10 protein-coding genes are annotated in these 13139 nt (G+C 44.9%); 1 reads left to right on the forward strand and 9 read right to left on the reverse strand.

All coding sequences use genetic code 11. The features are described 5' to 3' along the window. Positions 1 to 66: 66 nt before the first annotated feature. The 9 genes from HRQ85_RS11790 to HRQ85_RS11830 all read right to left on the reverse strand — a co-directional run bounded on the left by HRQ85_RS11790 (position 67) and on the right by HRQ85_RS11830 (position 12111). On the reverse strand, positions 67 to 1950 hold the full coding sequence (locus HRQ85_RS11790; RefSeq protein WP_048613181.1) for a methyl-accepting chemotaxis protein: 1884 nt from the start codon (positions 1948 to 1950) through the stop codon (positions 67 to 69). Between the two features lie 321 nt (positions 1951 to 2271). Further along, complete coding sequence (locus tag HRQ85_RS11795) at positions 2272 to 3843, reverse strand: BCCT family transporter (RefSeq protein ID WP_048607163.1); 1572 nt, start codon at positions 3841 to 3843, stop codon at positions 2272 to 2274. Positions 3844 to 4114: 271 nt separating this feature from the next. Continuing rightward, on the reverse strand, positions 4115 to 5713 hold the full coding sequence (locus HRQ85_RS11800) for a BCCT family transporter (protein ID WP_172379692.1): 1599 nt from the start codon (positions 5711 to 5713) through the stop codon (positions 4115 to 4117). 169 nt (positions 5714 to 5882) lie between these two features. Then, entirely contained in the window at positions 5883 to 6521 is a 639-nt protein-coding gene (locus HRQ85_RS11805) for a response regulator transcription factor (protein WP_017060961.1), read from the reverse strand. Further along, positions 6514 to 7869: a cache domain-containing protein gene (locus tag HRQ85_RS11810; RefSeq protein ID WP_050621238.1), complete on the reverse strand. Its 1356-nt coding sequence runs from the start codon at positions 7867 to 7869 to the stop codon at positions 6514 to 6516. The genes HRQ85_RS11805 and HRQ85_RS11810 overlap by 8 nt, the downstream gene beginning before the upstream one ends. Before the next feature lie 104 nt (positions 7870 to 7973). Then, positions 7974 to 9257, reverse strand: coding sequence for a TRAP transporter large permease (locus HRQ85_RS11815; protein ID WP_029235146.1), 1284 nt, complete (start codon positions 9255 to 9257; stop codon positions 7974 to 7976). Positions 9258 to 9266: 9 nt separating this feature from the next. Then, a complete protein-coding gene (locus HRQ85_RS11820; RefSeq protein WP_253918856.1) occupies positions 9267 to 9812 on the reverse strand; it encodes a TRAP transporter small permease subunit in 546 nt (181 codons plus the stop codon). A 228-nt stretch (positions 9813 to 10040) separates the two neighbouring features. Next, on the reverse strand, positions 10041 to 11135 hold the full coding sequence (locus tag HRQ85_RS11825) for a TRAP transporter substrate-binding protein (protein WP_048613174.1): 1095 nt from the start codon (positions 11133 to 11135) through the stop codon (positions 10041 to 10043). 583 nt (positions 11136 to 11718) lie between these two features. Continuing rightward, on the reverse strand, positions 11719 to 12111 hold the full coding sequence (locus tag HRQ85_RS11830) for a hypothetical protein (RefSeq protein ID WP_004733388.1): 393 nt from the start codon (positions 12109 to 12111) through the stop codon (positions 11719 to 11721). A 220-nt stretch (positions 12112 to 12331) separates the two neighbouring features. On the opposite strand from HRQ85_RS11830, the gene HRQ85_RS11835 reads away from it, so the two are divergent. Beyond that, positions 12332 to 13132, forward strand: coding sequence for a DUF2982 domain-containing protein (locus HRQ85_RS11835; RefSeq protein WP_172379693.1), 801 nt, complete (start codon positions 12332 to 12334; stop codon positions 13130 to 13132). Positions 13133 to 13139 lie beyond the last annotated feature (7 nt).

The raw sequence follows: 13139 nt of genomic DNA on the forward strand, positions 1-13139 counted from the left end.
TAATTAGCACGCACAAAAAAGCCGAATGTGATATTCACATTCGGCTTTCAAATTATCAGTTAGCGCTTACAGCTTGAAGCGGCTGATTTCGCTTTCTAGCTCGTGAGACAGCTCAGAAAGTTGAGCAGCTTGCTCTGCAGCTTGGTGTGCTTCGTCTGCTAGCTCGTTAGATACGTCACGGATTCCTTCAGTGTTACGAGTAATCTCAGACGTTACTGACGCTTGCTCTTCTGCAGCAGAAGCAATCTGTGTTGCCATGTCGCTGATGCGTTCAACAGCAGCATGGATTTGCGTTAGGCTTGCAGCCGCTGAGTTCGCGTCATCAACACTGGTTTCAGCAAGAGTACGGCTATCGTTCATGATGTTAACCGCTTTGCCTGTTGTACCTTGCAGCAACTCAATCGTTTGTTGAATTTCTTGCGTTGAACCGTGTGTACGTTGGCTCAGAACTCGAACTTCATCCGCTACTACTGCGAAACCACGACCTTGCTCACCGGCACGTGCAGCTTCAATAGCGGCGTTAAGTGCAAGTAGGTTCGTTTGTTCTGCAATACCTTGAATGTTAGACAAGATAGCGTTGATGCTGTTGCCGTGCTCTTCAAGTTCTAGAATCACGTTGGTTGCGATTTGAACTTCTTGAGCAAGGTTTTGGATAGAGCTTTGAGTCTGTGTCACTTGACCAGTACCGTGCTCACACGCGCCAACCGCTTCAGATGAGTTCTGTGCAGTATGGTCTGCGTTACCCGCGATCTCTTGTGTTGCTGCAGCCATTTCGTTAACGGCTGTTGCTACCATGTTGATCTCGTCTTGTTGCATTTGGATACGAGCACTACGTTCTTCAGCTTGAGAAGCCGTTTGACGTGCTTGGTTGCCCAGCGCAGCAGATACTTCGCTTAGCTTGATCACCATGGTGTGCATGTTGCCTACAAAACGGTTGAAGTTTGCAGCAAGCTGACCAATTTCGTCGTCGCTCTTAGGCTCAAGACGTTGAGTAAGGTCGCCCTCACCTGAAGCAATTTCTTCAAGTGCTGCTGAAACGCGGTTTAGGTCGCGGAATAGGAAGCTTACTAACCAAGACACAAGTACGATTACGATTAGCGTAATAATGACAGCAGTGATGATCAGCTGAGTAAGTAGCGTTGAGTGGTTCGCTTCTTCTGTTGCTTTGTCCATCTGAACCGCGAAGATCCAGTTAGTGTTAGGCACCTTCGTGAAGTAAAGCAGCTTGTCTGCGCCGCGCTCTTTGATGATCTCGATGCTACCCGTACGCACTGCGTTTTCGATGATAGGCATAGAGATATCGTTTGAAAGCTGGCTTACTGGCTTCAAGCTTAGTGCTGAATCTGGGTGTGCTAGGAATGTGCCGTCAGAGGCATCAATTAGCATTGCGTAAGCGTTGTCACCAACATCAAGGCTGATTACATCGTTAACCAATTGGTCGATAAGTACGTCTGCACCAACAACACCAACAAGTTGGCCGTTGTGGCGAACAGGTTCTGCGATCGTTACTAGCAGTGCTTTAGTGATTGCATCTTGGTAAGCCGTAGTAATGATTTGCTTACCTGCAGCGTTTGCTTCTTGGTACCAAGGACGTTGACGAGGATCGTAATCTGCACGATTACGTTCAGGATGTGAACGGTACATTCCACCTTCTGGAGTACCTAAAAAGATATCGTCAAAGCCACCCGCTACACGAGCTTGTCTCAGGAAAGGGACAACATCACCTTCTCGTGAAAACTCATTAAATGCTGATGCGATATCCGTGCGGATATCAATCCAGTTTTTAATACCTTCAGATGCTGCTTCAGATACGCTTTCAGCTCGTAGGTATACGCCATTACGAGTCTGTTCAAATAATTGGTTTGCTGATAACCAAGTCAACGCTGTAGCCATAACGACAACAGCAGATAGGCTAGCACCTATCAACTTCTGCTTTAGTGTTAGTTTCATGTCAAAGTTTCACGAGTGGTGGGAAATCCCGCGCATACTACCCAATATCAGTATTAAATTCGAGCGATTTCACAATTTAATATCGGAATATAATTTTAATCAAACCATAAGCTTACCTAATGTCAATTCCTTGGCTTGTCGCCAAATTTAAGGCGGCATTATCTCTACGGTTATTAGAATTTTTATCGCACCTCACACGATAAAGATGGTCAGAAAACATGGTGAAAAAGAAACAAAAAAGGCAGAAGAGTGTCCTCTTCTGCCTTCATATTATTTACCGCTCTACTGCGTATAAATTGCAGTAGATTTCAGCTTAAAAGCCTAGCGTTTTTCTGTACGCATACCCATTAGCAAGCTCACACACATCAGTAATAGAATGATGGTGAATGGTAATGCCGTCGAGATTGCACCCGCTTGTAGAGCTTGTACTGCTTCAGTACCACCAACCCACAATAGAGCAACAGCAATAGCACCTTCTAGGAACGCCCAGAACACACGTTGAGGCACAGGCGTATCAACTTTACCACCCGCGGTGATGCTGTCGATTACTAGAGAGCCTGAGTCAGACGATGTAATGAAGAATACTAGAACCAATACAACCGCAATGATTGAAAGCAGAGTACCGAACGGCAGTGCATCAAACATTTGGAACATTGCTAGTGATACATCTGTTAGGCCGTCTTGACCAAGAATACCAACGTTATTCACGATTTGGTCAATCGCCATGCCACCGAATACTGACATCCAAATGATAGTCACTGTAGTCGGTACAATCAGTACTGCTGTGATGAACTCACGAACGGTACGACCTTTAGAAACACGTGCGATAAACATACCTACGAATGGAGACCATGAGATCCACCAAGCCCAGTAGAATACAGTCCAACCGTGCATCCACGTTTCATCTTCACGACCGTGAGGGTTACTTAGCGGAATGATGTTTTCAATGTATGCCATCAATGTTGTTGGGATAGAACCTAAAGTCACCGCGTAGCCGATTAGAGCCACTAAGATAAGCAGTAGGAAAGCAACCAACATGTTGATGTTACTGATAACTTTAACGCCACCATCAATACCACGAAGTACTGATACTACCGCCAATAAAGTCACCGCTGTAATCACAATAACTTGCAGACCTAGGCCCGCTTCAATGCCGAATACATGCTGAATACCACTTGCCGCTTGTTGTGCACCAAGACCTAACGATGTCGCCAGACCAAATAGCGTTGCAAGTACAGCAAGAATATCAACAATGTGACCAGCCCAGCCCCAAGCTCTATCACCTAAAATTGGGTAAAAGATAGAACGGATAGAAAGAGGCAATCCCTTGTTGTAAGAGAAAAACGCAAGTGACAGTGCTACTACGCCATAAATAGCCCAAGGGTGTAGACCCCAGTGATACATGGTTGCACCCAATGCCAGTTTTGCAGCTTCTGGTGTGTTTGGTTCAACACCTAACGGAGTTTCAAACCAACCCGTGAAGTAAGCAGCAGGCTCAGCCACACTCCAGAACATCAAGCCGATACCCATACCTGCGGCAAACAGCATCGATAGCCAAGAGATGAATGAGTAATCTGCCGTCGCATCAACACCACCAAGGCGGATTTTGCCGTATGGAGAAACAATCAAGCCCAAGCAGAAAATTACGAAAATATTACCCGACCAGATGAAAAGCCAATCAAACGAATTGATAATCTGGCCTTTAACGCCATCTAGTGCAGCCTTTGCTGAAGCGGTATCTGTAATAAGAACACCGATCAGGAACAAAGCGATAAGTCCCGCACTGATACCAAATACTGGGTTATGAACATCAAAACCCCATTTTTGGACGTTATCTTGACCGACAGTGTAATCCGTACTGTCGATACTGTATTTATCTATACCTTTAGTCATTATCCCTCTCTACGGAATACTATTAGGGTCTATTGACCTCGTATTCCTTACTTACCTGCGACTTAATCACAAACTCGAACCTACGATCCAAGTAGTACAAGCTGTTGTCACAATAATTCAAATACTTGGATGTCTGAAGTTTAGCAGGTTAACTTGTTGTTTTCAGTAAACCAGAATCGGTTCGATGGAATTTCAAACAATATTCACGTAATTACTCAAGTTTATGACGAAAAAAAGGTCGACCCTGTCGACCTTTTTATCAAAAATACTTTTAACTCAAAGCATTTTGGTGCTTAACCAATTGATTTTCAGTTCGTAAACCTAGCAATAAGCTTAGGCACATAAGCAATAATATGAAGGCAAATGGTAGCGCCATTGATACCGTTCCAGCTTGCAGTGCTTGAATAGATTCCGTACCACCAACCCACAGTAGAACCGCTGCAATCGCGCCGCCCATCAACGCCCAAAATACGCGTTGTGGAACCGGTGCATCCACTTTGCCGCCAGAGGTAATGCTATCGATAACCAATGAGCCTGAATCAGACGAGGTGATAAAGAACACCATAATCAAACCAATCGATACAACGGAAAGCACAGAGCTCATTGGCAGTGCATCGTAAGTATGGAAAAGAGAAAGTGTAATATCTTGCAGACCATTCACACCAATCTCACCCACCTTATTCGCCACTTGATCAATCGCAATACCACCAAAAATAGCCATCCAGATGATGATTACAGTCGTTGGGATGAACAATACAGCAACGATGAATTCACGAATCGTACGACCTTTAGAGATACGAGCAATGAACATGCCTACGAATGGAGACCAAGACATCCACCATGCCCAGTAGAATACCGTCCAACCTTGCATCCACGTTTCATCATCACGACCATGAGGATTACTTAAAGGAATGAAGTTTTCAATGTAGCCCATTAGCGCGGTTGGGATTGCTTTAATGCCCGCCATGCCACCAGCGATGGTAACGAAGATAAGCAAGCCCAAAGCAACCAGCATGTTCACATTACTCAGAAGCTTTACGCCACCGTTGATACCACGAACCACTGACATTGTTGCTAAGAAAGTAACCACTGCGATAACAATCAGCTGCATGCCAATACCGCCATCGGTACCAAATACATGGTTAATACCACTTGTTGCTTGTTGAGCACCTAAGCCCAATGAAGTTGCAAGGCCAAATAGCGTCGCAAGCACAGCGACGATATCAACAATATGACCAAACCACCCCCAAGTTCTATCACCCAAGATAGGGTAGAAAATAGAGCGGATTGATAGAGGTAAACCTTTATTGAAGGTGAAGAAGGCAAGCGCTAGAGCAACAACCGCGTAAATCGCCCAACCGTGAAGACCCCAGTTGTAGATGGTTGCACCAAGAGCCAACTTAGCCGCTTCAGGAGAGTAAGCTTCAACACCTAATGGCGTTTCATACCAGCCAGTGAAGTAAGCCACTGGCTCAGCCACACCCCAGAACATTAAGCCAATACCCATTCCTGCGGCGAATAACATCGACATCCAAGATAGGTTTGAGTGCTCTGCTTTGGCATCATTGCCACCAATACGCATCTTGCCATACGGGGAGACAATGAGGGCAAAACAGAAAATTACGAAGATGTTTGCTGCCCACATGAAGAAACCATCGAAGTTACCAATGACTTTCCATTTGATTCCATCAAGCGCCGCTTTTGCGGTTTCAGGGTCTGCGACTAGAAGTGCCAACAGGAAGATAATGATCGCCCCTGCACTGATTCCAAATACTGGGTTATGAACATCAAAACCCCATTTCTGAACGTTATCTTGTCCTACTGTATAATCGGTATTTTCAATACTATACCTATCTTTTACAGGCTCCATGCTTCCTCTCTAATTTGCAGCGCACAGTTTGCAACATTGCATTCGGCGCTTAAATTTCGAAAAGAAGAATATCAACCTGTCGCAAAAATACTAAAAAAACCTCCATAAAGGAGGTGTAAATTACACATTTAGTAATTAAATTACACATTTAACGTTATTTAGCGTAAGATCAGTCCACAAGGCCGGAGCTGACCGCATATTTTGCAAGCTCTGCCGTAGAGTGAATATCGAGCTTATGCTTAATATTTTGCCTATGGGTTTCTACCGTTCGATAGCTGATATTCAGCGCCTTCGCGACCTCTTTACTGCTCTCCCCTTTTGCGACTAATTTCAGCACAGCCTCTTCACGTCTGCTCAATGGATTCTTGACCGATGGCGTGGGAGTAATCGGCTGAGTAAACAAATTCTGCGTGACTTTTTCACAGAAATAGGTCGATCCTTGATTGACCGTTTTGATTGCCTGCACCATTTTTTCAGCCGAAATCTCTTTCAACATGTAGCCGACAGCACCCGACTGCATCACCTTCATGATGTATTCACGGTTGTTATGCATGGTCAACATCAACACCTTGGCTTCTGGGTCTTCTTCTTTGATCAGATGGGTGGCATCAATGCCATTCATGATAGGCATGCTGATATCCATCAACACCACATCAGGGCGCAGAGACTTAACCACCTCTACCGCTTCTAGCCCATTACTGGCGGTACCTATAACGCTAATATCAGGCTCGAGTTCCAATCTCGCCATAAAGCCATCCAGTACCACTTGGTGATCATCAGCAATCACAACTCGAATAACTTCACTCATTCATTAATCCCTCTAGTGTCAGTAACACTGTAATTTCCGTTCCGAGGCCAATCTCACTCATCAATTCAAAGTCACCACCGATGAACTCCACTCGCTCTCTCATGTTACGCAGCCCGATCCCTCGTTTTTCCATCGCTTTATAGGTGTTGAAACCGACACCGTTATCTTGAATCAATAGCTGCAGCACATTACCAATTTGCTGCGCGATAACCGTTACTTTGGTCGCTTGCGCGTGTTTCTCGATATTATTCAGCGACTCTTGCACTACTCGATACAAGGTTGTCGCGGCCTCAGATTTCAACTTGCCCTGTTGAGTGCTAAACAAGGTTTCTACTTCAATACCCGAGTGCGCCTGAAAATCTAATAACAACGAAGACAACGCCGCTTCTAAGCCTATGTCATCCAATGAACTTGGACGAAGTTGATGCGAGATGTGCCTCACTTCCTCGATCGCTCGCATCAGTGAATGCTGCGACTTATTCAAATGTGCTTTAAGGTCTTCATTTTGTAGCTTATTACCGAGCAGTTCTAAGTGGCAACGACTCGACACTAATAATTGGTTAATACCATCATGTAGCTCACGCGCTAAATGCTTCTTCTCGTCTTCTTGGAACATCACCGTCTTATGCGCCAGTTCCTTTAGGTTGTTATCCGCAATCCGATGTTCATGCATGTTAATGGCCAAGGTCAGCACGATGATGACCGCGACCGTCACGCTCAGAATCACCACAATCGAAAAGAACGTGGTTTCAATATTATTGTTAATCGCGGCCTGCATCGAAGCCACTTCTTGGTGTACATCTTCAATATACAAGCCTGTGCCAATCATCCAGTCCCAACGTTCTAACCAAGCGGCGTAGCTCAGCTTAGATACCACCTCACCCGTCGAAGGCTTTTGCCACAAATACTGGTGAAACCCGCCTCCGGTTTGCGCTTCTCTTAACAGAGCTTCTATCAGAAAGTCGCCATCTTCATCTTGCAGTTGGAGTAGGTTTTGGCCTATCAATTCTGGCTGAATTGGATGAACCAAGTTGGTCCCGTGGCGATCGTATGCGAAGAAATACCCATCAGAGCCATATCTAAGTTTAGACAATATGGTTCGAACTTTTTTTTTGGCTTGGGCTTCTTGGATATTTGGATCGTTATAGACGTGTTCTATGGCGTCGAACGCGAGGTCAACCGTGTCTTTGAGAGCGTTTTCACGCGACTTGATTAGGCTATCTCTAAAGATCTCGACTTCTTTAGCGCCTAACGTCTTAGTCTGGTGCAGCGAGATCCAGCTAATACTCGCCGTTACGAGCAGCAACGGGAGCAGCGTCAGCAAAATCAGCTTGGCTTTTAGAGGCATTCCTTTCCCTCACAAAAAACGGCTTACTGAACATCAATAAGCCGTTTTACTTTAGCAATTTATAGATAGCCGTTGAAACATATCATTCACATTCTTGGCTTCACTCACATTCCATAGAAAGATGGGAAAGCGAGAAGTGATCCAAGTACGAGGATTTGAATCAAGATGAACGGCATCACGCCTCGGTAGATGTCCTTAGTTGTCACACCTTTAGGTGCTACGCCTTTTAAATAGAACAAACTAAAACCAAATGGCGGCGTTAAGAAGGAGGTTTGTAGGTTCATCGCAATCAGGATAGCGAACCATGTCATGTTGATGCCCATCAGTTCAGCAACTGGCGCAATGATCGGCACGATGATGAAACAAATCTCTACGAAGTCGATGAAGAAACCCAGAATCAGAATCACCAACATGGTAATGATCAGGAAGCCCCATTTCTCACCTGGCAGTTGTAGCATCCACTCTTCAACCAGATAATCACCACCAGTGTAGGTAAACGCCATTGAGAATGCCGTTGCACCCAACAAGATAGCAAATACCATCGCGGTTACTTTCACCGTCTCTTTCGACGCCTCGTACACCATCGACCAACTAAACTGACCGTAAAGCAGTGCAAGTATCATCGCACCCGCGCCACCTAATGCCGCTGACTCTGTTGGCGTAGCAACACCTGCGAAGATAGAGCCCAGTACAACAATAATGAGCGCTAAAGGCGGAAGAATCGCTTTCAGTGCATTAAACACTTCTTGCTTACGGCTGATGGAGTCATCACGTTCAATCGGTTGAGCCGCTTCAGGGTGTAGCTTCGCGTATATTAAGATATAAACGATGTACGCGCCGACCAGCATCACACCCGGCCAAATCGCCGCTTGGAACAAGTCGCCTACTGGAACACCTAGTACGTCACCCAATAGAATCAATACGATGGAGGGTGGAATGATCTGCCCTAGCGTACCAGACGCACAAATAGTGCCGCAGGCTAAGCCTTTGTCGTAATTGTACTTGAGCATTACGGGTAACGAGATAAGACCCATCGCCACTACCGAAGCCCCTACTACGCCAGTTGAAGCGGCAAGCAGTGAACCTACCAGTACCGTCGAGATTGCGATACCACCACGAACACCACCAAACAGTCGTCCCATAGACTCAAGCAACTGCTCAGCAAGCTTGGTCTTTTGCAGAACAAGCCCCATGAAGACAAACAATGGAACGGCCATCAGCACCGTGTTTTCCATGATTGATTGAATTCGATATGGCATAAAGGCAAACATTTCGATGCCCTCAGCCCAAACACCAAAGATTAACGCGATACCACCAAAGGTGAACGCCACTGGGAAGCCAAGTAAAAGTGCAAACAAGGCTACGAAAAACATTACTATTCCAATCATGTTCAGCCTCTACTTATTCTTTGTATGAGTATTGTTTGCATGGATAAGGTGCGGATTAAAAATCTTGTTCAGTGAGTGCAGGATTAAACCCAAGCCACTGAGTGCCATTAAGAAGAATGACAGCGGGATCATGGCTTTGATGATCCAGCGATATGGCAAGCCACCCGGATCCCCTGAGGTTTCGCCAAGGTTATAACTCTCTTTGGCCACATCAATTCCAAACCAAGCAACCAGTAAACAGAAAGGCATCAGAAAGATCAGTGTGCCGAGCAGGTCAATAATGGCTTGTGCCTTGAAGCTCAGTTGCTCGTAGAACACATCCACTCGCACATGACCACCAGCCTTGATGGCATAAGGAACACCTAATAGGAAAACGGCTGAGAAGAGGTGCCATTCCATTTCTTGGAAAGCGATTGAGACATCATTGAAGGCATATCTCATGACAACGTCATACACAACGTTAGCGATAAGTAGAATAAACAACATACTGGAAAGCCATCCCAGTGCATCACCAATACGATTAAACACGCGTTCAATATAAATTAGACTTCGCATTCCCGACTCCATGGAATTTGAAAAGACATCTTGCAGTACAGCTAACCCAACTAAAAACGATTCAGTTTATAGCTAGCAATAGGCACGACGTAGAAAGGGTTCTTGAGCGTAATACAGGATTTATCCTGCTTAGTTATTATGTTTAAAATGAACCCTCAGCTTATTCACTCTTAAATACTCAATAAGAAAAGCTTTGGGTTCATTTAACTTCAGTTCAACAACTGTCGATTATTTCGCTTGGCTATTTAGATAAGCTCTGTGTGAAATATCCGTCCATGAGCGCACTTGCTCTAGGTAGCTTGCTTGTGAAGCTTGAATCTCTTTTGCCAATGCATCTTTCTCAGCGTGCTCAGCAAGAAGACGATCGTTCGCTTCTTTCAGTGCCGACATTACCTCTGGCGGGAAATCTTTTACTTGTACATCTGGGTACTCTGTCTTCATTGAAACCCAGTTCTTACCACTTTCGTGCGTAGCTTGTGTGTACATGTCGTAAGCCGCTGTACGCATGGCAACACGCAAGATCTCTTGTAGGTCTTCAGGAAGCTTGTTCCATGTACGCTTATTCACTAGGAATTGAAGCTCTGAACCCGGCTCATGCCAACCTGTGTAGTAGTAAGGCGCGATTTTGTGGAAACCCATACGTAGATCAAGTGATGGACCTACCCACTCCAGTGCATCGATTGTGCGACGCTCCAAAGAGGTGTAAAGCTCACCCGGAGCAATGTTTGTCGGTTTAGCACCTAGCTCTGCAAGAATCTCACCCGCAAAGCCTGGGATTCGCATTTTCAGACCTTGTAGATCTTCGACGCTGTTGATCTCTTTTTGAAACCAACCACCCATCTGGATATCCGTGTTACCACCTGGGAAAGACATCAAGTTATGTGGAGAGTAAACCTGCTCCATCAACTCCATACCACCACCGTGATAGAACCACGCGTATTGTTCTGCTGGCGTCATACCGAAAGGCATAGAAGTGAAGTAAAGAGTGTTTGGAACTTTACCTTTCCAGTAGTAAGAGCCTGAGTGACCCATGTCGTATTGACCAGATTTAACCATGTCAAAAACGCCAAGAGGTGCTTTGTGTTTGTTTGCTGAATCGATTCTGATTTGCAGTCGACCATTCGACATCTTCTCAGCCATCGCCGCCATGTTTTTGGTTGCATCACCGAAAACTGGGAAATTTGGTCCCCAAGTTTCCGCAAGTTTTAAACGGTAAACCTTATCAGCGGCTGTAGCACCAGTAGCGACCAAAGCTAAACAAGCCGCAGCAGTTACTGCAACGTTTTTAAAAACTCGTGTGAGGGAGTTAGAAATGAGACTCATGTTCACGTCCTTTGTTGGGTTAACACTCTTTCTATGAGCATTTTTTATGATTCAACATAAGAGTGCACCGTGATGAGGCAACAAGATATCAGGGAGAGCACGCACGACGGGCGCACACCAACTGCGTATTAGACCAAAGGATTACGTAGAACTACGTAGGAGATGCGTGGGTAATGTCGATTTTAAAGGATTGAGATCATTCATAATGAAAATGCTTATTGATAAATACCTAAGTATTAATAATTAAATACTATTAACAATTGATTGCCATTTCGTGATAAAGCTCTATTCATTGCTGTATTTTAGGGAAAACAATCAAGGCTTTGCTCTCTTAATCTACCTAGCTAACGCCCTACTTTAGTGCTTGCTGATTCGAAGCTCAAACACGAGACAAGAGTAATCAGTTAAGCCGTATATCGAATTGGAATTGAGATTATAGAGCCTAGGTTTTGGCTTGAGTTTAGATTTAGGCCTTGGCCTTGGCCTTGGCCTTGGCCTTGGCCTTGGAATAATGTGCCAGATACAAAAAAGCCTCGAAAATCGAGGCTTAAAAACTTAACGAAGCGAATGTAATCCCACAGGATTAGATAGCTTTGTAGATAACCTTGTTACCTGCTAGCTGCTCTTTCGCTACTAGGTTTTCTTCAAGAAGTTTTTTCAATGCGCCTGTTGCCCATGAAGCTGCTTTCGCGTCTTCTTGACCAGCTGCTAGGCCGATACCTTTAGGGTTAATGCCTTCAGCATTGCTAACAACGATGTCTAGAACTTGTTGTTGCTTAGGAGTCAGTGCTACTGCAACTTCTTTAGTTGCTGCTACTGCTTTCTCTACCGCTGGTTTTGCTGCTACAGTTTTTTCTGCTACAACTTTCTCTGCGACAGGCTTCGCTTTTTTCGGCGTTGCCACTGCTTTAACTACAGCCGCTTTAGTGCGTTTCTGCAGTTTAGCCTGCACCTTACGCTTATGAGCAAGTCTCATTGAATATTTCTCCAGTTCACTGCTCTTTTCGCAGTGGTGAAAATTTGAAGCGCGATTTATACCAAAAAACAGGAGCTATTTGTAGAGTGAAGCGTCGAAAGTCGACGAAAAATACCGATATTGTCTACTAGCGTCTATTATTTAAACATCGACTTATCAATTCAGGGTCATATACACTGGTTATCCATCCAGACAAAAATATGAAAACTTGGTGTTGCCTATGGACACTCGTCACCTTACTAATTTCTCTTTGCCTTCATTCACTCGCTCGTACCGTATCCTCGCGGTTATTTTAGGCTTCATTTGCTTGATCGTTGCGCTCTACAGTGACAATCCAAAGTTACTGATCGTGGGTGCTTTTTGCAGTATTGCGCTTCTGGGAACCGGCTACTATTTGATGCTGCGCAGTCGAGTGATGTTCACACTCACCCCGACTCATTTTCAGCAGCACTTTTACAAAGGGGGTTGGGTTTTAAAATGGAGTAACATCCAAAAGATTGGTCTTTGCACTTATGAACAAGATGGTTGGCATCAGCCCCTGCCTTGGGTCGGAATTAAGGTAAAAGACTACTCTCCCTACCTCGATTCGATTTGCCCTAAAATAACTTGTGAATTACTGCTCAGCCAACGAGCACTTTTGTACTTAGGAGCCAAGCAAGCGGGCAAAGAGTCCAACTTTGAGGATATGGTTCTCGACTCATCGCATTACCATGCGCGTTGTACTGAAAGTGGCTGTGTCGAACTAAGCCAATACAAAGAGTCGCAGAATACCGACGACGTTAATTTCAACGATAACCAATTACAAGACAACCTTGATTCACCGAGTGAGACAAACAGTCAAAACGCGGTGATTAAAGACTATTCTGGATTACAGGCGATGCTTGCCAACAGAATGAAATATCAAAGAGGCTTCCACGGATATGACATTTTCATATCAACCCATGATTTGAATATGAGTGGAGAAGAGTTTGTAGGGCTGGCTCGACGCTACTTGGCTGCCGCTGAACGTCTTTCTGATTAAGGTTTAC

The sequence above is a fragment of the Vibrio sp. Vb339 genome, from assembly GCF_902751245.1.
Lineage (GTDB): Bacteria > Pseudomonadota > Gammaproteobacteria > Enterobacterales > Vibrionaceae > Vibrio > Vibrio coralliirubri.